The organism is Streptomyces sp. NPDC021225, assembly GCF_044332865.1.
Lineage (GTDB): Bacteria > Actinomycetota > Actinomycetes > Streptomycetales > Streptomycetaceae > Streptomyces.
This window is the reverse complement of sequence record NZ_JBIRPV010000003.1, coordinates 494,909-518,119: the sequence shown is the minus strand read 5'-3', so window position 1 is coordinate 518,119 and position 23,211 is coordinate 494,909. Positions and strand designations below refer to the sequence as shown.

15 protein-coding genes and 6 pseudogenes are annotated in these 23,211 nt (G+C 67.9%); 14 read left to right on the top strand and 7 right to left on the bottom strand.

Annotated elements, in window-relative coordinates:
- The first annotated feature begins 125 nt into the window (after window positions 1-125).
- From ACH4S9_RS16020 to ACH4S9_RS16005, 4 genes and pseudogenes are all read left to right on the top strand, one after another.
- The gene (locus tag ACH4S9_RS16020) at window positions 126-2,966 is read left to right on the top strand and encodes a glycoside hydrolase family 3 C-terminal domain-containing protein (protein WP_398372312.1); all 2,841 of its coding nucleotides are present in this window, start codon (window positions 126-128) and stop codon (window positions 2,964-2,966) included.
- Between the two features lie 62 nt (window positions 2,967-3,028).
- Window positions 3,029-3,196: a hypothetical protein gene (locus ACH4S9_RS16015; protein WP_398372310.1), complete on the top strand. Its 168-nt coding sequence runs from the start codon at window positions 3,029-3,031 to the stop codon at window positions 3,194-3,196.
- Complete coding sequence (yicI, locus tag ACH4S9_RS16010) at window positions 3,193-5,475, top strand: alpha-xylosidase (protein WP_398372308.1); 2,283 nt, start codon at window positions 3,193-3,195, stop codon at window positions 5,473-5,475. Before ACH4S9_RS16015 ends, yicI begins: the two co-directional genes overlap by 4 nt.
- 360 nt (window positions 5,476-5,835) lie before the next feature.
- Window positions 5,836-7,728 (top strand): annotated as a pseudogene (locus ACH4S9_RS16005) (glycoside hydrolase family 127 protein); the annotation flags it as partial.
- Window positions 7,729-8,050: 322 nt separating this feature from the next.
- Here the strand turns inward: ACH4S9_RS16005 and ACH4S9_RS16000 are convergent.
- Together ACH4S9_RS16000 and ACH4S9_RS15995 are read right to left on the bottom strand one after the other, a co-directional pair.
- Window positions 8,051-8,953, bottom strand: a pseudogene (locus ACH4S9_RS16000) (non-reducing end alpha-L-arabinofuranosidase family hydrolase); the annotation flags it as partial.
- A gap of 320 nt (window positions 8,954-9,273) precedes the next feature.
- A pseudogene (locus tag ACH4S9_RS15995) lies at window positions 9,274-9,730 on the bottom strand (xylosidase); the annotation flags it as partial.
- Between the two features lie 713 nt (window positions 9,731-10,443).
- On the opposite strand from ACH4S9_RS15995, the pseudogene ACH4S9_RS15990 reads away from it, so the two are divergent.
- Window positions 10,444-11,508: pseudogene (locus tag ACH4S9_RS15990) on the top strand (ISL3 family transposase); the annotation flags it as partial.
- Window positions 11,509-11,551: 43 nt separating this feature from the next.
- Entirely contained in the window at window positions 11,552-11,761 is a 210-nt protein-coding gene (locus ACH4S9_RS15985; protein WP_361188818.1) for a transposase, read from the top strand.
- Between the two features lie 134 nt (window positions 11,762-11,895).
- On the opposite strand, the gene ACH4S9_RS15980 is transcribed toward ACH4S9_RS15985, so the two are convergent.
- Both ACH4S9_RS15980 and ACH4S9_RS15975 read right to left on the bottom strand, forming a co-directional pair.
- Window positions 11,896-12,660: a hypothetical protein gene (locus ACH4S9_RS15980; RefSeq protein WP_311730115.1), complete on the bottom strand. Its 765-nt coding sequence runs from the start codon at window positions 12,658-12,660 to the stop codon at window positions 11,896-11,898.
- Window positions 12,661-13,208: 548 nt separating this feature from the next.
- Window positions 13,209-13,463: pseudogene (locus tag ACH4S9_RS15975) on the bottom strand (helix-turn-helix domain-containing protein); the annotation flags it as partial.
- 142 nt (window positions 13,464-13,605) lie between these two features.
- Between ACH4S9_RS15975 and ACH4S9_RS15970 the strand changes: the two are divergent.
- The 7 genes from ACH4S9_RS15970 (at window position 13,606) to ACH4S9_RS15940 (ending at window position 19,037) form a co-directional block, all read left to right on the top strand.
- Window positions 13,606-14,697, top strand: coding sequence for an integrase core domain-containing protein (locus ACH4S9_RS15970; protein ID WP_398372306.1), 1,092 nt, complete (start codon window positions 13,606-13,608; stop codon window positions 14,695-14,697).
- 110 nt (window positions 14,698-14,807) lie between these two features.
- The gene (locus ACH4S9_RS15965; RefSeq protein ID WP_398372304.1) at window positions 14,808-15,197 is read left to right on the top strand and encodes a hypothetical protein; all 390 of its coding nucleotides are present in this window, start codon (window positions 14,808-14,810) and stop codon (window positions 15,195-15,197) included.
- Between the two features lie 460 nt (window positions 15,198-15,657).
- On the top strand, window positions 15,658-16,689 hold the full coding sequence (locus ACH4S9_RS15960; RefSeq protein WP_361188764.1) for a LacI family DNA-binding transcriptional regulator: 1,032 nt from the start codon (window positions 15,658-15,660) through the stop codon (window positions 16,687-16,689).
- A gap of 33 nt (window positions 16,690-16,722) precedes the next feature.
- Entirely contained in the window at window positions 16,723-17,007 is a 285-nt protein-coding gene (locus ACH4S9_RS15955; RefSeq protein ID WP_398372302.1) for a transposase, read from the top strand.
- Window positions 17,008-17,136: 129 nt separating this feature from the next.
- On the top strand, window positions 17,137-17,322 hold the full coding sequence (locus ACH4S9_RS15950) for a hypothetical protein (protein WP_311730111.1): 186 nt from the start codon (window positions 17,137-17,139) through the stop codon (window positions 17,320-17,322).
- A gap of 311 nt (window positions 17,323-17,633) precedes the next feature.
- Window positions 17,634-18,002: a hypothetical protein gene (locus ACH4S9_RS15945; protein WP_398372299.1), complete on the top strand. Its 369-nt coding sequence runs from the start codon at window positions 17,634-17,636 to the stop codon at window positions 18,000-18,002.
- Between the two features lie 372 nt (window positions 18,003-18,374).
- A complete protein-coding gene (locus ACH4S9_RS15940) occupies window positions 18,375-19,037 on the top strand; it encodes a M15 family metallopeptidase (RefSeq protein ID WP_398372298.1) in 663 nt (220 codons plus the stop codon).
- On the opposite strand, the gene ACH4S9_RS15935 is transcribed toward ACH4S9_RS15940, so the two are convergent.
- From ACH4S9_RS15935 to ACH4S9_RS15925, 3 genes and pseudogenes are all read right to left on the bottom strand, one after another.
- Complete coding sequence (locus ACH4S9_RS15935; protein WP_398372296.1) at window positions 19,021-19,695, bottom strand: hypothetical protein; 675 nt, start codon at window positions 19,693-19,695, stop codon at window positions 19,021-19,023. The two genes, ACH4S9_RS15940 and ACH4S9_RS15935, sit on opposite strands and share 17 nt — an antisense overlap.
- Window positions 19,652-19,855, bottom strand: a pseudogene (locus ACH4S9_RS15930) (transposase); the annotation flags it as partial. The gene ACH4S9_RS15935 and the pseudogene ACH4S9_RS15930, both read right to left, overlap by 44 nt.
- A 187-nt stretch (window positions 19,856-20,042) precedes the next feature.
- Entirely contained in the window at window positions 20,043-21,656 is a 1,614-nt protein-coding gene (locus tag ACH4S9_RS15925) for a glycoside hydrolase family 43 protein (protein WP_398372294.1), read from the bottom strand.
- A 166-nt stretch (window positions 21,657-21,822) separates the two neighbouring features.
- Between ACH4S9_RS15925 and ACH4S9_RS15920 the strand changes: the two genes are divergently transcribed.
- Window positions 21,823-23,184, top strand: a complete 1,362-nt coding sequence (locus tag ACH4S9_RS15920; protein WP_398372292.1) for an ABC transporter substrate-binding protein — start codon at window positions 21,823-21,825, stop codon at window positions 23,182-23,184.
- Window positions 23,185-23,211 lie beyond the last annotated feature (27 nt).

Genomic DNA, 23,211 nt, shown 5'->3' with positions numbered 1-23,211 from the left:
TCACCTGAATAACAGTCAGGAGTCGGAGATATTGCGCCGGGGAGACTTGACACCCACCCCCGGGTCGACTGAGCATCGAAGCGCTTCGAAAGCGCCTCACCGCTCCACCGCAAGGGGACCCCCAAGTGACCGCAAACACGCCGCCAACTCCGCCTTTCCGTGATCGGCAACTGCCGTTCGCGAAGCGCATCGACGACCTTCTGTCGCGGCTCACCCTCGACGAAAAGATCGGATTCCTGCACCAGTTCGCGCCCGCCGTGGAACGGCTCGGCGTCGCCGCGTTCCGCACCGGCCAAGAGGCCCTGCACGGCGTGGCCTGGATGGGTCCGGCCACCGTCTTCCCGCAAGCGGTGGGCCTGGGCGCGACCTGGAACACAGATCTCGTACGACGGGTGGGCGAGGCGGTGTCCAAGGAGGTCCGGGCGATGCGCGCCCGGGACGACCGCGTGGGGTTGAACGTCTGGTCCCCAACCGTGAACCTGCTGCGCCACCCTCTGTGGGGCCGGAACGAGGAGGGCTACTCGGAGGACCCGAAGCTCACCTCGGCCATCGCCACCGCCTACACGCACGGCCTGCGCGGCGAGCACCCGACGTACTGGCGCACCGCGCCCGTCCTCAAGCACTGGCTGGCCCACAACAACGAGACGGGCCGCGACGTCACGTCCTCCTCGGTCCGCCCGCGCGTCCTGCACGAATACGACCTGCGCGCCTTCCGCGAAACGGTCGAGGCGGGCGCCGTGGCCGGTGTGATGCCGGCGTACAACCTGGTCAACGGCCGCCCGAACCATGTCTCGCCATATCTGCGCGAGCATCTGCGCACCTGGACCGACGAGGACCTGCTGGTCTGCTCGGACGCGGGCGCGCCCTCCAATCTGGTCGACTCCGAGCACTACTTCGACACCCACGAGGAGGCGACGGCCGCCGCTCTGCGGGCCGGCGTCGACAGCTTCACCGACCACGGCACCGACAGTTCGCAGATCACCGGACGGGTCCGCGGCGCCCTGGAGCAGGGCCTGCTGACCGAGTCGGACATCGACGCGGCGGTCCGCCGCCAGCTCTCCGTCCGCTTCCGCCTCGGCGAGTTCGACCCGGAGTACGACCCGCACGCGCGCACCACGGACTTCGACACCCCGGCCCACCGCGCCCTCGCCCAGGAGGCCGCCGAGCAGGCGGTCGTGCTGCTCAAGAACGACGGCGGCCTGCTGCCGCTCGCCCCGGACACCCGGCTCGCCGTGGTCGGTCTGCTCGCCGACGAGTGCAAGCTCGACTGGTACAGCGGCACGCTCCTGCACCGCTGCACGCCGTTGGCGGGCCTGCGCGAGCGGTTCGGCTCGGAGCGCGTGCAGTTCGCGGAGGGCGTGGACCGGATTCTGCTGAAGACCTCGGCCGGAACCTTCCTGCATGTGCCCGAGGCGGACGCCGAGGACGAGGTTCGCGGCGTCGAAGGCGCCCTCGACCCGGCCCTGCTCGCGGGCCGGACGGACCTGCCCCCGCTCACCACCGACGCGACCGGCACCGAGCTCTCCCTCATCGACTGGGGCGAGGGCGTGCTGACCCTGCGCGCCCCCGACGGCCGCTATCTCTCCGTCGCCGAGGACGGCCATGTCCGAGCCTCCGCGGACCAGCCCGGAGGCTGGGTCGTCCAGGAGACGTTCCGCCTGGAACCGCACGAGAACGGGCACCTTCTTCGGCACATCGGTACGGGTCACCCCATCTCCGTCGCCGCCGACGGCCTCAAGGTCGCCGACGGCGACGGGGAGATCTTCGAGGTCGTCGTCGTCGAAAGCGGCGAGGACGCGGTGAGCCAAGTCGCCTCGCAGGCGGACGTGGTCCTGGTGGTCGCGGGTAACGATCCGCACATCAACGGACGCGAGACCGAGGACCGTACGACCCTGGCCCTCCCCGGCCACCAGGAGCGCCTTCTGCGCGCGGCCCGCACGGCCAACCCGAACACGGTGCTGGCGCTGGTGTCGGCGTACCCGTACGCGGTCGACCACGCCGAGGTGCCGGCGCTGCTGTGGACGGCCCACGGCGGCCAGGCGGCCGGCAGCGCCCTGGCCCGGATCCTGGCCGGCGACGTCTCCCCCGCCGGCCGCCTCCCGCAGACCTGGTACGCCGACGACTCCGACCTGCCCGACCTCCTCGACTACGACGTGATCGCTGGCCGCCAGACGTACCTCTACTTCGAGGGCACGCCTCTCTTCCCGTTCGGCCACGGCCTGTCGTACGCGTCCTTCTCCTACGAAGGCCTCACGACTCGCGTCGAGGACGGGACTCTGCACGTGTCCTTCACGGTCGGCAACACCGGTGACGTCACCGCGGAGGAGGTCGCCCAGCTCTACACCCGGGCCATGGAGCCGTCCGTGCCACGGCCCCGCAGGGAACTGGCCGCGCACCAGCGTGTGACGCTCGCGCCCGGCGAGGTCACGGAGATTGCCTTCCGGGTGCCGATGTCGGCGTTCGCGTTCTGGGACGTGGCGCAGGGACGTCTGCGGGTGGCACCGGGCCTCCACGAGATCCTCGTCGGAGCGTCCAGCGAGGACATCCGCCTGGTCCAGACCGTCGACCTCGACGGCGAGCCGTCCGTCCCCCGGCCGGTCATGGTAGGCGGCCTGGACGCGGTGGACTTTGACGACCAGAGGGACACGGAGATCGTGGACCGCGCGAAGACCTCCGGTGACTCCGTCGCTCCAGTGGCCGGCGTGGAGGGCGAGCTGGTATTCCGTGACTGTGATTTCGGAGAGGGGGCTGCCGGAATCACGGTGGAGGCCGCGGGTGAGGGCACGGTCGAACTCTCGCTGGGTGACGGTCCGGTACTGGCAGTGCTCACGCTGTCCCCGGGTACGGCCGGGCCCTACGACTACTCCACGGTGAGCGTCCCCGTCGTCGTGGCGGCCGATGTGCACGACGTCCGCCTCGGACTGCGTGGCCCGGTGCGGCTCGCGCGCGTCACCTTCTCCGTCTGAGTTCCGCATCGACCCCATGTGCGCGGGAGTCGCCGCACAGGAGTCCGGCACCGGAAGGCTCGGTGCCGGACTCGGCTTCTTCAGCACTGCGTGGGACCACCGGCTCTCCAGCGCACACCATCGCGACGATCGACTACGACACCCTGAACCGCGCCCCCAAGGACCGCTACCACTGGTACCGGGGGCTGATCACCGCGCACCGCGCGCGGACGGAGGAACCTGCCCGATGAAGTTCACAGACGGCTACTGGCTGATGCGTCCGGGCTGCACCGCCCGCTATGCCACCGAGGTCGCCGACATCCGCGCCGATGACCACCGGATGACGCTGTACGCACCCGTGAAACACGTGAGCCGACGCGGGCAGACCCTCAACAGCCCGCTACTGACGGTGGAGTGCTGGTCCCCGGCCGAGGGAATCATCGGCGTGCGGACCACCCACCATGCCGGATCGGTCCGCCGGGGACCGGAGTTCGCGTTGCCCGGCGCCGGTGCGGACGCCGGCAAGGTATGCCGGGACGGAGCGGTGCTGGAGCTGTCCTCCGGCGAACTGACGCTGCGGGTGGATACGGAACAGCCGTGGCGGCTGGAGTTCACCGCCGGCGGACGCGTGCTGACCTCCGCCGGCGAGCGCGGTACCGGTTTCGTCACCGACGCCGAGGGCCGCCACCACATGCTCGGCCAGCTCTCCTTGGACGTCGGAGAGCTGGTCTACGGCCTGGGCGAGCGTTTCACCCCGTTCGCCAAGAACGGGCAGAGTGTGGACATCTGGCAGGCCGACGGCGGAACCAGCAGCGAACAGGCCTACAAGAACGTCCCGTTCCATCTGACCAACCGTGGATACGGCGTCTTCGTGAACCATCCCGGCAAGGTCAGCTACGAGGTCGGCTCGGAGTCGGTCGGCCAGGTCCAGTTCAGCGTCGAGGACCAGTCGCTGGAGTACTTCGTCGTCCACGGCCCGACCCCGAAGCAGGTCCTGGAACGCTACACCGCGCTCACCGGCCGCCCGGCCCTGCCGCCTGCCTGGGCACTGGGCCTGTGGCTGACCACGTCCTTCACCACCGACTACGACGAGGCCACGGTCGGCCGCTTCATCGACGGCATGGCCGAGCGCGGCATCCCGCTGAGCGTCTTCCACTTCGACTGCTTCTGGATGCGCGCGTACCAGTGGTGCGACTTCGCATGGGACGCGGAGACCTTCCCCGACCCGGCCGCCATGCTGAGCAGGCTCAAGCAGCAGGGGCTGCGGATCTCCGCCTGGATCAACCCGTACATCGCGCAGAAGTCGGCGATGTTCGAGGAGGGCATGCGCGAGGGCCACCTGGTGCGGCGCCCGGACGGCAGCGTGTGGCAGTGGGACCTGTGGCAGCCCGGCATGGCCCTGGTGGACTTCACCAACCCGGCCGCGCGCGACTGGTACACCGGCAAACTGAAGACGCTGCTCGACCAGGGCGTGGACTGCTTCAAGACCGACTTCGGCGAGCGCATCCCCACCGACGTCGTCTGGCACGACGGCTCCGACCCCGAGCGGATGCACAACTACTACACCCACCTCTACAACCAGGCCGTCTTCGAACTGCTGCGCGCCGAGCGAGGCGAGGGCGAGGCGCTGCTGTTCGCCCGCTCCGCCACGGCGGGCGGCCAGCAGTACCCGGTCCACTGGGGCGGCGACTGCGAATCCCACTTCAACGCCATGGCCGAGTCGCTGCGCGGCGGGCTCTCCCTCGGCCTGTCCGGCTTCGGTTTCTGGAGCCATGACATCGGCGGCTTCGAGGGCACCCCGACCCCGGCCGTGTTCAAGCGCTGGGTGCAGTTCGGGCTGCTCTCCTCGCACAGCCGCCTGCACGGCAGCAAGTCGTACCGTGTGCCGTGGGACTACGGCGAGGAGGCCGTCGACGTCACCCGCGAGTTCACCCTGCTCAAGCACCGCCTCGCCCCGTACCTCCAGCGCGCCGCGCAGCAGGCGCACACCACCGGTGTCCCGGTGATGCGCGCCATGGTGCTGGAGTTCCCCGACGACCCGGCCGCCGCCACCCTCGACCGGCAGTACATGCTCGGCGACGACCTGCTCGTCGCCCCGGTCTTCACCGACGACGGCACAGTCGAGTACTACGTACCGGAAGGCACCTGGACCAATGTACTGACAGGGGCTCAGGTCACCGGTCCGCGCTGGACCCGTGAGCAGCACGGCTTCCACACCCTGCCGCTGCTGGCCCGCCCCGACTCGGTCATCGCGCTGGCAGCCGACGACCAGCACCCGGTCTCCGCCTGGGCGGACGGCGTCGAACTGCGGGTGCACGCCTTCGCCGACGGCGCCGAGCGCACCGTGGTGATTCCCAGCACCGACGGCCCCGGCGAGACGGCCCGCTTCCACCTGCGCCGCCAGGGCGGCCACCTGCACGTGACCACCGACAGCCCGCACCCGTGGCAGCTGCGGACCGGCGGCCCGAACGCAACCGTGCACACCCGGCCCGCCGGCACCTCGGAGGCCCACCTGCCGTACCCGGCCTGAACCCGACAGCCAGGGCGGGGCCCCTGCAGCCCGGACTGTCTGATGGCCGAGGTGTCCCGGGTCGCGCCGATGTGCTACCCGCGGGGCAAGTTCCGTATGGGTGTGGGGACGGCGGGTAGGGCTTCGTGACACCTACTCGCCGTCGGCGGCGCGCCGTCCGACTCGGCGGAACCCTCCGCGAGTACCAACATGCAGCGCGACCAGCGCGGACAAGATTCTTGGCACCCACACCGTTCCGCGGAAGGCAGGGGCGAGGGATTGCACCAACGACAAGGCAGCGCAAAAATGAGCAGAGCATTACATGGCCATGTCAGCACCACGGACGTATCCCGCTTTCCTTGATCATGGAAAGGGTGCACATTGTCCTCCTCCGTCAGTCGACGCCGGCTGCTGCAGGCCGCCGGGGCCACGGCCGTGGCCTCCGCCGCTGAATCCGTCGTCGGATCCTCCCCCGCCCGGGCGGAAAGCGCCCCTGCCCGGGCCGGGATCGGGGTGTCCGCCTATCCTTTCGAACTCGGTCAGGTCCGGTTGACCGCGAGCCGATGGCTGGACAACGAGAACCGCACGCGGAACTACCTGCGGTTCGTCGATGCCGACCGGTTGCTGTACAACTTCCGGGCCAACCACCGGTTGCCCACCCATGGTGCCGCCTCCAACGGCGGCTGGGACGGACCGACGTTCCCCTTCCGCACCCACGTGCAGGGGCACTTCCTCACCGCGTGGGCGCAGGTGTATGCCGTGACGGGGGACACCATCTGCCGGGACAAGGCTGCCTACATGGTGGCAGAGTTGGCCAAGTGCCAGGCCAACAACGGCGCCGCGGGGTTCAACGGCGGGTACCTGTCCGGCTTCCCCGAGTCCGACTTCAGCGCTCTCGAGGCCGGAACCCTGTCCAACGGCAACGTGCCGTACTACGTCATCCACAAGCTCCTGGCCGGCCTGTTGGATGTGTGGCGCCATATGGGCAGCACGCAAGCCCGTGACGTGCTGTTGAGCCTGGCCGGATGGGTCGACTGGCGCACCGGTCGGCTGAGCGGCCAGCAGATGCAGTCCACGCTGGGCACCGAGTTCGGTGGCATGAACGCCGTGCTGTCCGACCTCTACCTCCAGACCGGCGACTCGCGATGGCTCACCACCGCGCAACGGTTCGACCACGGCGCGGTGTTCGACCCGCTGGCATCCAATCAGGACCGGCTGAACGGACTGCACGCCAACACCCAGGTGCCCAAGTGGATCGGCGCCGCCCGGGAATACAAGGCCACCGGCACCACCCGCTACCGGGACATCGCCACCAACGCCTGGAACATCTGCGTCAACGCGCACACCTACGTCATCGGCGGCAACAGCCAGGCGGAACACTTCCGCCCCCCGAACGCCATCGCCGCTTACCTGAACCAGGACACGTGCGAGAGCTGCAACACGTACAACATGCTCACGCTCACCCGGGAGCTGTTCACGCTGGACCCGGACCGGGTCGCGTTGTTCGACTACTACGAACGGGCGTGGCTGAACCAGATGATCGGCCAGCAGAACCCGGCCGACAACCACGGCCACGTCACCTACTTCACCCCGCTCAACCCGGGGGGCCGACGTGGGGTGGGTCCGGCGTGGGGCGGTGGCACCTGGAGCACCGACTACGACAGCTTCTGGTGCTGCCAGGGCACGGGCCTGGAGATGCACACCAAGCTGATGGACTCCGTCTACTTTTCCAGCGACACCACGCTGATCGTGAACCTGTTCGTGCCCTCGGTGCTCAACTGGTCACAGCGGGGGATCACGGTCACCCAGACCACGTCGTACCCCGTCAGCGACACCACCACCCTCCAGGTCACCGGCAACGTCAGCGGCACCTGGGCCATGCGCGTCCGCATCCCGAGCTGGACCACCGGGGCCACCATCAGCGTCAACGGCACGACGCAGAACATCACCACAACACCCGGCAGCTATGCCACCTTGACCCGTTCCTGGACCTCCGGCGACACGGTCACCGTGCGCCTCCCCATGCGGATCATCATGCGGCCGGCCAACGACAACGCGAACGTCGCCGCGGTCACCTACGGCCCGGTGGTGCTGTCCGGCAACTACGGCAACACCTCGCTCAACTCCCTCCCGTCGCTGAACACGTCCTCGATCACACGGACCAGCAGCACCTCGCTCGCCTTCACCGCCACCGCCAACGGCTCCACCGTCAACCTGGGCCCGTTCCACGACGCGCACGGCCACAACTACACCGTCTACTGGAACGCCAACGGCCGGGGCGGAGTTGAGCAGGCCGCCGAGTAGCTGTCGCCGTCGGACTACGGCAGCGGGCAGGGGGTGACGCTCGGGTGGTCGTCGGGTGCTCGTAGGTCGAGGCTGCGGTGGGCCCGTCCGGTGTGGCGAAGAGGCGTCGTAGCGCTTCGGTCCGTACCCACGATGAAGTTCACAAAGGAGAGGAACCCCAGCCGGCGCAGGCTTGGGGTTCCTCGAGGCGGTGACTATCGGGCGGTCAGCAGGTGGAAGTTGCCCATGCCGTAAACCGCTCGTCTACGCGCCGGCAGACCGCACAAATCGCGATCACCGTGGATCAGGCAGGTTAGCGCTGCAGGGTAAGGACACCCGGCCGCCAGGGCAGTTGGTCGTAGGGACCGCCCGCGGAGGGGGACTTGCCCTGGTAGAGGAACTGCAGGTTGCAGGGGTCGATGGTCATGGTCTGGTCGGAGTTGTTGCGGACCAGGTCACCGTGGCTGATGTCGTTGGTCCAGGTGGTACCGCTGTTGGCCTTGCCCGCGAAGGGATTGCTTTCGCTGCTGGCCTGCGGAGTCCACGAACCGCTCAGGCTGGAGGCCGTGAACGAGCGGAAGTAGCGCCCATTCGCACCCATCGCCTCAACGATCATGAGGTACTGGTTCTGGTCCTGAAGCTTGTAGACCTGCACCCCCTCGAACAGGTTGTTCGTGGAGTCGCTCATGATCGTCGTGTACGACGAGCCGAAGTTGCCCGGGAAGTTCCCGATCGGCATGCTCGCTCGGTAGATCTTGCCGTTGTCACCAGCGAAGAACAGGTACATGTTCTGGCCGTCACCGATCAGGGTCTGGTCGATCGGGCCGGTGCCGGAGCCGGAGATGCTACCGGTGAACAGCGGCTGCGGCGAGGACCAGCCGTTGGGATTGGTGGGGTCGCTCGACGTCCGGTAGATGAAGGGCCACGCACCCCACTGGTACGCCAGCACCCAGATGTTCTTGGGCGCGAAGTAGAACAGCGTGGGCGCCACCGCGGCCTGGCTCATCCCGGTCTGGCCGGCCGACCCCATGTCCGACCAGTTCGTGAAGGGACTGAACCTCATCGAGCCGTAAGACGATCCCGACACGTTCGACGCGTAGACCAGGTGCTTGCCGTTGTACACCACGTTGGTGAAGTCCTTCAGCGAGACCCACCCGTTCGCCGGCTGCGCCAACACGCCCGTCGACGTCCACCGGTACGTCGACGGAAGAGAACAGGCGCTGGTGGCCGCCTGAGCCGGGTTGGCGACGAGCGTCGCCGCCAACGAGGCCAGGGCCGCAACCGCGGCTGCGAGCACCGCAGGCAGACGTTTGCGGCTGGAATTTCCTCTGCGCATGAGGACCTCTTGATTTTTGAGTAAGCGGTTCCGGTTGGCCCCGCCAGAGGCTGTCCGGACTGTCGATGTGGTTGCGGTTCGTAGCGGTCCGTGGGCACCGGACCGACCCCTTGAGGCTTCTCGGTCCTGCAGGACCTTCTGACACACCGGTGGCGCCCTGGGCCTTCGGTTGCGGTGGGCGCGGCCGGGGTCGGCTTGGTTCAGGGCGTGGACAGCTCGAACCGTGTGAGGCGGACCGAGCCGCCGAGCGCCGGGGTGGCGTGGTTGAAGGGGCGAACCGGTAGCCCGTGAACAACCGCCAGTCGTTGCCCGTGAAAAAGTCGGGTCCGAGGCAGGTGAACGTGATGCCGTCGATGCTGCGGGAGAAAGTCCCGGCGTGCCGCGCCGGGGCGGATGTCCGCGCTGACGCGCAGCCAGATGCAGCTCCCCGGAACGGTCCGCGCTCGCGAGCTCGAGGCCAGTGCCGACGGTGTTCCAGTTGCTGTCCATGGTCAGCCCGCTGACCATCGCCACCCGCATGGCTCCGCCCCGGCGCTTGACACCGATCCACGCGGAGGAGTCGCGCAGCGGCGCGAGTCCGGCCCGGTCACCGTCCCGCACCGCGGAGTGGTCGAGCTGGACCGTGGCGGTGGCGGTGAGGCCCTGGATGCGGCCGGTGGCGGCCCCCAGCGCACGACGACGGGAGAGCTGATGAAGCCATGACATCTGCATGAGCGGCATGCTCCTTGCGGCTCGGCCGTTTCGGTGGGCGTGACGGAGGTGCCCTGCTGTGCGGGTGGAGCAGCTCTATATGTTCGCGATATCGAAAAAGCGTCGACGTGTCGAGCAATCTGGATGGTAGGAGACCGGTGAGCGGCGTCAATACCTCTCGCAAGATTCGCGAGCAACGCCGAAATATTTCGCAGGACTTTATGGATGAACGCCGCAGGTCAAGCCGATCGAATGGCCGAGCTGGGCGGATGGACAGCCCTTTGGTGCCGGAGCGAAGCCGGCCTCGTGGATAGTGTTGACATGGCCGGTCGCCTCTCCAGTCCCGCACTGCGCGAGGATGGCGTCCAAGATCTGCTGTTCCAGGCCGTGGGCGATCAGCCGGTCGCGTCGGCCTCGCCGCTCGGGTAGGCGCTCTCGCGTAGTCGGTGGTTCACGCGTCATGATGTCGACCGCGCTGCTGCGACTGTGCCCCTGCCGGAAACCTCATCCATGCAGGTCACGCCGCATGTTGGTATGCGTGGAGGATGCCGCCGAGGCGATCGTGTCGGCGTATGTCGGGTCTTCGAACTTGAGCGGTGTGTCGTCCTGAGCGGCTGACTGGCTGTCACGTTGGGTGAGGGGCAGGGGTGGTCCCGGCAGCAGGACGCCCGTGGTCGTGAGTGATCATTTCTGTTCTCGACGCAGAACGAGCATCAGGAACCACGGGCTTGGACAACGATACGACGTTGCTGCTCGACCTTGACGGCCTGGCCGTCGTGCGGGTGGAGCGGCTGGAGGACGGCACCCGGCGGGTGTACCTGGCCACCGCCGATGAGCAGGCGCGGGCCCGCCCTGCGTGCGGGGTGTTCGCCACGCGGGTGAAGGGCTGGGTGGTCACCCGGCCACGTGACCTGCCCTGCGGGGAGCGGGGGCTGGAGCTGGTATGGCGTAAACGCCGCTGGTACTGCACCCGACCGGGTTGTGCCCGCCGGTCGTTCACCGAGCAGGTTCGCCAGGTCCCGGCCGGTGCGAGGATCACCACCCGGCTGCGGCAGGCGGCCGGGAGGCGGGTGCGGGATGCCGGATCCACGGTCGTGCAGGCCGGCCGGGACCTGGGCCTGTCGTGGCCGACGGTGATGGACGCCTTCCGGCAGGTCGGGCAGGAGGTGATGACGGCCCCTCCCGAGCCGGTGACGGTGCTGGGGATCGACGAGACCCGCCGAGGTCGCATGCAGTGGCGCCAGGATCCGGGCACCGGCCGGTGGGAGCCGACGGCGGACCGCTGGCACACCGGCTTCGTGGACGCAACCGGGATCCAGGGCCTGCTGGGCCAGGCCGAAGGCCGCGCCCCCAGCGACGTGCAGGCCTGGCCGGCAACCACCCCCAAGCCCTGGCATGAGCAGATCGCTTACATCGCCATCGACATGTCCCCCGGCTACCGGGCCGCCGTGCGTACCGGACTGCCCCACGCCACCGTGGTAGTCGACCACTTCCACGTCGTCCAGCCGGCGAACAAGATGCTCAACCTGGTGCGCCGCCGCGCCACCGCCACCCTGCGCGGCCGACGCGGACGGGCCGGCGACCCGGAATGGAAGGCCCGGCGCCGCCTGCTGCGCAACTGCGAAGACCTCACCGACACCCAGTTCAGCACGATGTGGAACCAGCTCATCGGCACCGGCGACATCGGCATGACGCTGCTGACCGCGTGGATCGCCAAGGAGAAGCTGCGTGACCTGCTCGCACGCGCCCGCTCCGCCGACACGGCACCGAGCCGGCCACCTGCGCTGGATGTTCCTCACCTGGTGCGCCGACTGCGACTGGCCCGAGATCCAAGCGTTCGTTGCCACCGGCCACGGCAACGCCAAGAGCGAAGGCATCAACCGCATGATCAAGCTCGCCGCGCGAGCCGCCCACGGCTTCCGCAACTCCACCAACCAACGCCTACGCACACGCTGCGTCACCATCCGCCGGGCCCGAGGCCACCTCCACCCCGCCTGAATTCGAAGACTCCGCAAACCTTGCCGCCGGAATTCGTCGTTCGAGGCCCGGCGGCAAGGTATGCGTTGGGGAATCGCTCCGGCGTTCGTCTCTGTGCGCGGACGGAGTGCACCGTCGTGTCGCGCGTATTGCGGCTAGATGCTTGATCCGCCGCCGGAGGTGTTGTTCCACCAGGCGCTGTAGGCGTTCAGCGAGTACCGCTTCTGCACGCCGCTGGTCGAGGTGATCTCGATGCCGAACTGCATCGTGTCAAAATTGGTGTTGCGCAGGAGGTTCTGCGACGCGGCCCATCGCCAGACCGCCGAGGCGTCGATGGAGCCGGTGTCGCTCTGCTGGGCGGGGATGAGCTGCAGGACGTTCCAACCGGGATCGGCCTGCCAGACCGACGCGTACTGGACGCCGCCGATGGTCACGTTGGACGCGATCTGCCTTCCCCAGCCGCCTGCCGTCCCGGACCAGCTGGTGAAGACCATGATCTCGTCCTGGTTGCCGGTCGACCAGAAGTCGCTCGTCCAGTTCCAGTGGTCACTGCCGGCGACGGGAGCCGACGACGTGTTGTACCAGAAGCCCGCCGAGTTCAACTGCGACAGCGGCGTCTGGGGCCGGACCGAGGTGTTCGGGTAGGACTTGATCCCGCCGCCGGAGTGGTTGGCATCGACGTACCAGGACTTGATGCTGTTGACGGTCTGGCACTGCGTGCCGGAGTTTTCGCCCCAGACGTTGTTGTAGATCGTCCAGGTGCCCTGGGTGTACTGACCCCACCGGTCACAGGTGGAGGACACCTGGGCCTGCGCCGGAGACGCGAAGCTCAGGAACCCGGCGATCACGGCGACGATCAGGGCCAGCCGACCGAACCCGGCCGACTTGCTTCTGATGGATTTAAGGGCTTGCCATCTCATGTGTCCCTCCAAGGACGGCGATGGGTTGTTCCGGACTCCCCGGTCTGGTGTCGGACTCTGGCGCCGCGAGGTGTCGCTCGCCGGCGAGTCCGGGCTCGGGGCGGCGCGACCCAGCCCCGTCCGAGGTGCTTGCGCAGTTGGCCGACTGATCGGCTTGATGGCCGGCCCTGGGCGAAGTGGTTCCTTCCACTGCTCGCAGTTGGAGTCCCTGCCGAAAGCGAGGCGGCCGAGATGGTCGATCAGCTGACGTGTTGACACCTTCGCTCCGTTCGCATGCGGTGCTGCTCGCGATGGTGGGTGGCTCGTGTCGTCGAGGTGGCGCGCTCAAGAACTGCGGGAACGGTGCTCGGTCCCCTTACTTTCAAGCACCGGGCTTGCCAGACGCAGGTGCGAAGTGTCGAAGCGCTTGCGTCTGCGTGGACAGTAATGACGGGGCCTCTGAACAGCAAGGCTCTGCACAGGAAGACACATTTCCTTCACCTGCGGACATCGCTGTCGAAGCGCTTCGAAACATCGGCCGCGCCCGCCACCTAGCCTTCACGGAACCGCTACTGGCCCTGGTGGATGTGGCGGAAGGTGCCGGGGCAGGTGCCGATGTGACGGGTCAAGAACGTCCCGAAGTTGGTGGGGGCGGGAAAACTCAGACGGCTGGCGACGGTCGCCACCGGCTCATCCGTGTGCGCCGGCAACCGCTGCACCTCCAACGCGGCACGGGCATCGATCACATGCTTCACCGGCTGTCCGGTGGCAACCATGCACGCACGGGTCAGGGTCTTGACCGTGTAACCCAGACGGTGCGCGTGCCACCGGTCGTCCCCGGCCGCACATTGCGGGTGCCGAAAAATCATCCATGCAGGTGGGGGCTTGATCAGTAATCTTCGGCTCTGCATGAGCTGGCCCAGGCGTCTTCTCCTGTCCAACGCACCGGCGGCATCATGATGTGCCGTGCTGCTGCGTCTGGCCTACCTCGCCGCGACCAATGCCCTGACGGTCCTACGCCTCCTGCCGATGAGCGACAACGAGAAGGACATCGAGATCCTCGTCCGCCGGCACCAACTGCTGGTCCTGCAGCGCCAGGTCGGCAAGCCGAGCTTCACCGACAGCGACCGTGCCATCCTCGCGGGCCTGCTCCACCACCTCCCCAAAGACAGACTGCGACACCTTCTGCTCCTGGTCCGCCCCGACACAGTGTTGCGCTGGCATCGTGAACTGCTCAGGCGGCGCCATGCCGCGACCTGCGTACCCAGGGGACGCGGACGCCCACGCACCATGCGATCGATCCGCGCCCTGATCCTGCGCCTGGCCAAGGAGAATGCCTCGTGGGGATATCGCCGGGTCCACGGCGAACTCGCAGCCCTGGGAATCAGGGTCGCCGCCTCCACCGTCTGGGAGATCCTCCGCGAGCACGGCATCCCACCCGCCCCCGAACGGCAGAGCACCACCTGGGCCGACTTCCTCCGCAGCCAGGCCGAGGCCCTTCTCTCCTGCGATCTGTTCGAAGTCCGCACGCTGACGGGGGCGCGCCTGTACGTCTTCGCCGTCATCGAGCACATCACCCGTCGCATCAGGATTCTGGGTGCCAGCGCGCATCCGACCGGGGACTGGATCGTGCAGCTCGGACGCAACCTCCTCATGGACCTCGAAGACGCGGGCAGCAGGGCACGGTTCCTGATCCGCGACCGCGACTCGAAGTTCACAACCGCCTCCGACGCCCTGATGACCGATGCCGGTCCCAAGGCCGTCACCACCGGCATTCGGATACCACGGATGAACTCGCTCATGGAGCGCTGGATACAGACCTGCCGCACCGAACTCCTGGACCGGACCCTGATCTGGAACCAGAGCCACCTCCTCCACGCCCTGCGCGAGTACGAATCCTTCTACAACGAGCACCGCCCGCACAGAGCCCTGGAACAAGCCGCGCCCCGCCGCCCGCTACCCACACCCATCACCCAACAAGCCCAACTCGCCCACCTGGAAGTCCACAGACGAGACCGACTCGGCGGAACCCTCCACGCATACCACCACGCCGCCTGAGCTGCGCGCATGATTTATCGGCACCCGCAGTTTCCCGAAATATGTCCGCAGTCGCTCGAGCCGACGCCCTCGCGCGGCTGCTGTCAGCGCGTCATGATGATCGATCGTGCTTGCTGCGACTGGCTTATCTCGGTGTGACGAACGCGTTCGCGATGCTGCGCCTGCTGCCGATGACCGACCGGAACAAGGACGCGGAGACCCTCGCCCTGCGCCACCAGATCACCGTGCTGGAACGCCAACTCGGCAAGGAAAAGATCCGCTTCTCGCCCAGCGATCGGGCGTTCCTGGCGGCGCTGCTTCACCGGCTGCCACTGCACGTCCTGCGACAGTTACGGCTGCGCACCAGACGACGGTGCCAGGCCAGCAGCGTCCCCGGGGTAACCAGGCGATGCCGGCGCAAGACGGATGGCAGGTGCCGGGCAAGAGCGGAGAGCACGGCACGATCAGCCCATGAAAGCCGCGGCCGCTCGACCTGCCGACGCGGCACAGCGACCTCATGACGAAGCACGAGGATCTCGGCGTTGTTCGCGGCGGCCGACCGGCCCAACAAAAGAAGACAGCCCAGTAGCCGGCAGAAGATCAAATAGAGCAGTCGCAGACCCACAATCAGTGATCATGCCCACACGTGGACGATCACAAAGCCCCAGGTCAACGACCATACGGCAATAAAGACACCCTTCAGGGAGCACCGTCGAGGTCCCTGAGACCGCACCACCACCGAGGGCCACCCCACCGTCCCCGATGGCGCCAACACCTGGACCCTGACCGCCGCCCCCGCTGACGGGCAGGGCGACCCCGTGACGGTCTCGGAGCGCTCGTGATCACTTCGTGAGGGCCTTCGGTCGGCGCCGTGCGGGCATGCGCCCCGCACGACGCAGCCGGTGGCTCGGCTGCACAGGCCAAGCCTGTGACAGTATCGGTGGTGGCGTAAGGCTGTGTGCTGGGGTCGAGAGCAGGGAAATGAGTGACATGAACCGGCCGCCGGGAATGATGGACGTGGCGCGGGAGGCCGGCGTCTCGCACATCACCGTCTCCCGTGTCGTCAACGGTCATCCGTCGGTGCGACCGGAGACCCGTACCCGAGTCGAGGCCGCGATCCGGAAGCTGGGCTATCGCCGTAACAGCGTGGCCAGGGCCCTCAAGAGCCGCCGTTCGTCGACGATAGGTGTGGTGATCGTCGGGTCGGAGCTGTTTGAACTGCCCCGCGTACTTCTGGGAGTGGAGACGGCTGCCAGACAGGCCGGTTACTGGGTCAGCCTGGCGAGCTGGCAGGGCGAGAGCACCACCGGTGACCTGGTGGAGACACTGCAGCGGCTCACCGATCAGTCGGTGGAGGCGATCGCGGTCGTCGCCGACCGCCCCGTCGCGGTGGAAGCGCTGGCCGACCTCGTTTTTGGGGTGCCTGTGGCGGTGGTGATGTCCGGAAGCGTGCCCAACCCCGATCTGAGCTTCGTGGAGATCGATCAGGGGCTCGGCGCACGTCTGGCGGTTCGGCACCTTCTCGACCTCGGGCACCGGCGCATAGCCCATCTGACCGGTTCCCTGCGCACCTTCGACGCGCGGGCGCGCGTCGAAGGCTGGCAGGCCGAACTCGCTGCCGCGGGAGGGGAGGGAACCCTGCTGGAAGGGGACTTCAGCGCGGAGAGCGGGTTTCGCCTCGGCCACCAACTCTGCACGGACGACGCCGGTCTGCCGACCGCGGTCTTCGCGGGGAACGACCAGATGGCCATGGGAGTGCTGGCAGCGTTCACGGAACGGGGCGTGAAGGTGCCGCACGACGTGTCACTTGTCGGGTTCGACGATATGAAGGGCGCCGGATTCCTGGTGCCTGCCCTAACCACGGTTCGACAGGATTTCGTCCGCCTCGGCAGAAACGCCATCGAGCTGCTGATGCGGATGCTGCGCGGGGAGCAGGCAGCGCGCGAGAAGATCGCGCCGGAGCTCGTCGTGCGGCACAGCACCGCTGCTCCGCGCGCCGGTTCCGCGTCCTGAATACCGGCGGCGTGTCCGAAGGGGACGCCGGCGATGCTGGTGCGGGACCGGTTGGATGTGCTGTTCGCGGACGGGGAGTTCGCGGACCTGTATCCCTGCGATGGCCGTCCGGGGTTCTCGCCGCGGCAGTTGGCCCTGGTGTCGGTGCTGCAGTTCGCGGAGAACCTGTCGGACCGTGCGGACGCCGTGCGCACAAGGATCGACTTCACGTACGCGCTGGGGCTGGAGCTGGAGGATCCGGGATTCGACTACTCAGTGCTCAGCGAGTTCCGGGCCGGCCGGCGGAAGGGGATGCCGCTGACCGGCTGCTGCAGGTGATGCTGAAGCGGCTGGTGGAGGCCGGGCTGCTGAAATCCGGGGCCGGCAGCGTACCGATGCCACCCATGTGCTTGCGGCGGTCCGCACGCTGAGCCGACTGGAACTGGCCGGGGAGATACTGCGGGCCCGTTGGAGGAGCTGGCCGGGGTCGACGGGGACTGGCTGCTGCCGTTGATCGAGCCGGAGTGGGGCAAGCGCTACGGACGCAAGGTGGATATCGGCAAGGTCCTCGGCGGGAGGGCCGAAGGTCGCCGCGATGGCAGAGACCTTCGGCCGGGACGGCCAGAAGATCCTGACCGCCGCGTGGGCACCTGATGCTCCACCCGGCTGCGAGTGTTACCGCAGGTGGAGATCCTGCGTCGGGTGTGGGTTCATCACTACCACTGGGACGCCCGAGGGCGGTTGCGCTGGCGTGACGGTCAGCGCTGCCCCCTGCTCGCCTGCGGTTCGACTCCCCGTACGACACCGATGCCCACTACTGCGTCAGCGGGACACCGCCTGGAGCGGCTACCGGGTCCACCTGACCGAAACCTGCGACACCGACCGGCCCGAGGTGGTCATCCACGTGGCCACCACGATCGCCCCGGTCCAGGACGGCGAACTCACAGAGCAGATCCACGACGATCTTGCCGACGCAGGGCCTGGCCCCGTCCGAACATGCCGTCGATGCCACTTACATCGCCCCGGCCCGGATCGAACGTGCCCGCCGGGTCCACGGCATCACCCTGCTGGGCCCGGTGGTGCCCGACCACAGCCGCCAGGCCAAAAGCGGTGGCGGCTTCGACAAGTCCGCCTTCGCCGTGGACTGGGACAACGAGCAGGTCACCTGCGCTCGCGGGCAGGTCAGCCGGAACTGGGGGCCACTGCGCATCAACGGCCATGACTACATCCAGGTCCGTTTCGACAAGGCCACATGCCTGGCCTGCTCCGACCGTCCCCAGTGCACCACCTCCGCCACCCGTCCCCCGCGCTCTCGCGCTCCTGCCTACACGTGAACTCCACGAAATCCAGACCCGCAACCGGGTGGAACAGCAGACCGAGGCATGGCAGCGGTGCTGTGCGATCCGGTCTGGGATCGAGGCCGCCATTTCCCAGAATATCCGCACCTGCGGGATGCGCCAGATCCCGCTACCGCGGTCTCGCCAGAACGCACGTACAGCACGTCCTGACCGCGCTGGCTTGCAACCTCACCCGCATCGCCGACTGGGTAGCCGAGCCCACGACCACCCGCCGCCCGGTCAACACGCTTCCACGCCCTGTGTACGGCCACCGCATGACCCCAGAAGATCACCAACAGAGTCCTGGTATTGCGTCTAGTGCTCTGACCGGGAGGTTCGCAGGGGTGAGCCGTGCGGGATGATCGCGTCATGAATGAGATCGTCTTGATGGCTGACCCGAAAGTCGCCGCCATACCCGTTGCGGAATGCGGTGAACGCCTCGTGGACGTCCGCCGTGGCGGCTCGTTGCTGGTCGATGTACGCAAGCAAGATCCAGCGGATGCCTTCGCGTACCTGCGGGAAGGCATGCTGGAGCGGCTGCTCAAGGCTCAGGCGATGCTTCCGCAGGGCATGCGGTTGCTTTTCGTCGAGGGGTACCGGCCGCCCTCACTGCAGCGGGAGTACTTCGAGGAGTATGCCAGCCAACTGCGCGCCGACCACCCGGGATGGCCTGCCGAGCAGATCCACGCGGCGGCGAGCCGATATGTGTCCCCGCCCGATATTGCCCCGCACAGTGCTGGCGCGGCCGTCGACCTCACCCTGGCCGACACCGCCGGGCGCGAGCTGGACCTGGGCACGCGAATGAATGCGGATCCGGAGGAAAGCGCGGGCGCTTGCTACACCCACGCCCTCAACATCAGCGAGGAAGCCCGCGCCAACCGGAAGGTGCTGGGTGCCGTGCTCACTGCTGCGGGCCTGGTGAACTACCCCACGGAATGGTGGCACTGGTCCTTTGGCGACCGCTACTGGGCTCTGACCACCGGAGAGACAACGGCCCTCTACGGTCCGAGGGAACTCACGCCACGGAGCTGACCTGCCCGGCCTTGCCGGAGTGACCGATCAGACGTCGCCGGCTGGTAGCGGGGCGTCCCCAGCGGATGCCCTTCTCCCTGCGGATGCGGGCGCGTTCACGCCGCTGGGCGGTCGGGACGTCGGGATGTCGGGCGTTGGCGTTGCGCCAGCGAAGGTAGCGGTGCAACGCCCTCGTCTGAACAGTGTGGTTGGGATGGTTCGAGTTGGCGAGGGTGAACTGGCGCAGCGGCCCGAAATGCGCCTCGATCGGGTTGGCCCAGGAGGCATTCGTCGGCGTGAAGCACAGCTTGGTCGCCGGCAGCCGGTTGGGACGGCCCTGCTCGGCCCAGCAGGACCCGGCGGTCGGGCGGATGCCCAGGGGCCCGAACTCGTCGAAGGCGAAAGTCCGGTCCGGGCGCTCGTTCAGCGCATGCTCGATCCGGTCCAGCTTGGCGTCGAAGTCCGGGTCGTTGGACTCCTTCCACGTCTTGGTGCGCTGGAAGGTGATGCCGCGGCGCACGAGCAGGCAGCGCAGGGCCTCGCGCCCGATCCGTATCGGACGGGCGATGTTGCGCCGCAGATGGTCGGCGAGCTTGCGGATCGACCAGCGGGTGAAGGGCTTGCCGAGCTTGGTGGGGGCGGGTGGTGGCCGTCTGGATGACGAAGTCCTCGTCGTCATCCGTGAGCAGGCGGGGGCGGCCTCCCGCCCACCGAGGGTCCAAGCAGGCCAGTCCGACCTCGTTGAATTTGTGGATCACGTCACGGACGGTGTCCTCGGCCGCCTGGACGAGCCGGGCGATCACCGGGACGCTGTTCCCGCCCGCCGAGGCCAGCAGCATCGTCGCCCGGCGGAACCTCACCGTGCTGGTGCTGCCCCTCCGCACGATCCGCTGCAGCTTCTGCCCCTCCGCCCCGGTCAACCTGCGGACCATGACCGGTTGCGCCATCCCGCCTCCCCGTGCCGATCGGACGTGTCGTCACATCCAACCGGCCCGAGCACCACGGTGATCGTTTGCGGTCACAGCACTAGCGGGTGGTCAGCTGTAGCTGCCCGCCCGTGCCGTCGCTCCCGGCCCTGTCCGGGGAGGCCGGAGCGGGCTCGTAGTCGAACCAGTGTATGTGCGCCTCCCCCTCGCCGGCTTCGGCGTGGCCGGTGCCGTACAGGCCGATGTAGACGCCGACGAACCCGCCGGCTCGTTCCGTGCTGAAGAAGGGCCGGTCGATGCTGCCCAGCGTGGTCCACGTGCTGTCTTTGGCGTGGAATGTGTAACCCGACTCGTCGCTGTCGACCGCGAGGATGACCTCGCTGTCCGTCATGGCGACCGCCGCGAGGCGGGTCTCAGCGCCTGCCTCGCGAGTGGTGAGTACGACATGAGGGGTGCCGGTGGCGTCGACGGTGAGAGCCAGGGTGGCGTGGTGGTTGTGGTTCTGGAAGACCGTCAGCCCTGCTTCCTGGGCCGGTGTGTCGGCGGTGAAGCGGATGCGGGTGCTGACGCGTACGCGCAGATGCTGCTGGCGGCGTGCGATGAAGGCGGGGGTACCCGTGGATGTGAGGGGCTCGGGGGACAGGCGGATGGTCAGGCCGCCCCCAGGGCGGGGTGAAATGAGGTCGTCGACCGGTCCGCGGAGGCTGTTCCATTCCAGGCCGAGTGCGGTGCCGTTGAAGTTGTCCCGCACTCGGCTGTCCTGGTGTGGGCCCGTGGCCGTCGCCGTGGTTCCCGCAGGCAGCCGTTCCGCCAGCCTCACCCGTCCGGTGTCCGGTGCGAAGACGGGACCTCTCGGAGTCCATTCGACCGGGACGAGGAACACCTCGCGGCCAAGGGTGTGCGTGCCGCCGATCGACTGCACCCCCAGGGCCACGGCCCAGGTTTCTCCGGCAGGTGTGTCGACGAGGTCGACGTGGCCGACGTTGTGTATCGGTTCCGCCGCCCCGCGGTGGCGGTGGGTGAGCAATGGGCTCCTGGGGTCCGTGGAATAGGGGCCGGTCACGGCGTCGGAACGGGCCGCGGTCACGGCGTGATGTCTTTCGGTGCCTCCCTCCGCGGCGACCAGGTAGTACACACCCTCGCGCTTGTACAGATGTGGCGCTTCGACCCAGGCGCCGCGCATCGCGCCGTGCCACAGGACGTGGGTCGGGCCGGTCAAGGCCAGCGTTTCGAGGTCGAGTTCGCGCATCCACAGCTCACCGGGGCCACCCGCGTCCGGCTGGACGGCGTCGCGGCAGGCGGTGAACCAGCAGCGACCGTCGTCGTCGAAAAACAGTGAGGGGTCGATGCCCTCCGCCTCCAGCACGATCGGGTCCGACCAGGGGCCGGCGGGGTCGGAGGCGGTGGAGAGGAACGTGACGCTGCCCCGGCGGTGTTTCGCCACGGTGGAGACCACGTAGAAGGTGCCCTCGTGATAACGGATGGTGGGGGCCCAGATGCCGTCCGAGACGTCCAGCCCAGTCAGTGACACCTGGGCAGACCGATGCACCACGTGCCCCAGTGGCCTCCAGCGAACCAGGTCGCGGCTGTGGAAGACCGGGATCCCGGGATAGTACGCGAACGATGAAGTGACCAGGTAGAAGTCCTCTCCGACCCGGCAGATCGACGGGTCCGGATGATTGCCGGCAAGAACGGGGTTGGCGAAGGTCAGCATGGGGCGCACTCCAGGCAGGTGTGGGGCGGGAGCCCGAGGCAGGTGTGGGGCCGTAGCGGCATTCGTCACGGCAGAGGCCTTGACAACTTGTTCACGTTAACATCAAGATCCCGACAAAGAACACCGGCAGACGCCGGAACGCACCACACGTCGAAGGAGACGTGAAATGACCGCATCACCGCTGCCCTCCAGCCGGTCAGGCCGCCCGTGGCGGCGTCCAGTCCCCGCGAGCCTGGCCACCGCCACACTGGCAGGCGTTCTCGCGGCCACCTCGCTGACCGGCTGTTCCTCCAGCGACGACTCAGCCTCCGACGGCGGGCCGGTCACGCTTCAGTTCTGGACCTATAGCGTCAAGGGCGGGGACCCGGCGGCCAAGGCCATCGTGGACAAGTACCACCAGGAGCACCCCAACGTCACGATCAAGTTGTCGGAGGTCGGGGGCACCGCGGAGACCGCCTCCAAGCTGCTCGCCGCCGATCGCGCCGACGACACCCCCGACGTGGTGCAACTCGAGTACCGGGCGCTGCCGTCCCTGGTGGTGGCCGGGGCGGTGAAGGACATCACCAAGGACGTTGCGAGCGTCAAGAACAAGATAGATCCGAACATCTGGGACGTGACGACCCTCAACAACCAGATCTACGGCGTTCCGCAGGACATCGGGCCCATGATGTTCACCTACCGCAAGGACCTCTTCGCCAAGTACGGCGTCAAGGTCCCCACCACCTGGGCCGAGTACGCCAGCGCGGCCAAACAGATCCACAAGAAGGACCCGGACGCCTACATCGCCAGCTTCTCCGCCACCCAGTTCGAGTTCTTCGCAGCTCACGCCGCCCAGGCCGGCGCCCAATGGTGGAGCAACGACGGCAAGAGGTGGACCGTTGGCATCGACAGTGAGGCGTCGCTGAAGACGGCCGACTTCTGGCAGGACCTGGTCGACCGGGGCCTGGTCAAGGTCGAGCCGCTCCTGACACCGGAGTGGAACGCACAGGTCAACGACGGGAAGATCCTCAGCTGGGCCGCCGGCTCCTGGGCTCCCAGTGTCCTCTACTCCGTCGCCCCGGACACGGCGGGCAAGTGGGCTTCGGCGCCGCTGCCGCAGTGGAAGGCCGGGGACGCTGCCGTGCCCTTCCAGGGCGGCTCCACCTACCTGGTGCCGGCGAAGTCCAAGCACGCCAAGGAGGCGGCGGCCTTCGCGGCCTGGCTGGGCGCCTCCGACGAGGGCTCCAAACTGCTGCTCGGCCTCGACATCTACCCCAGCGGCAACGCCGGCCGTGCCGCGACCCTCACCCATGAGCCGCCCAAGCTCATGCCGCAGCAGAAGGACTTCTACAAGGTCGCCGAGCGGGTCATCAAGAACACCACCATCCGGGTCGTCTGGGGCCCCAACGTCAACGTCGCCCAGAGCGCGTTCACTGATGCGCTGAACAAAGCCGCGCTCAACAAGACCTCGTTCCGCGAGGTGTACCGAGCGACCCAGAAAACGGTCGTCAACGACCTGAAGAAATCGGGCTACACCGTCACTCAGTAACGCGGCCCGGGCCGGACGCTTCCATTA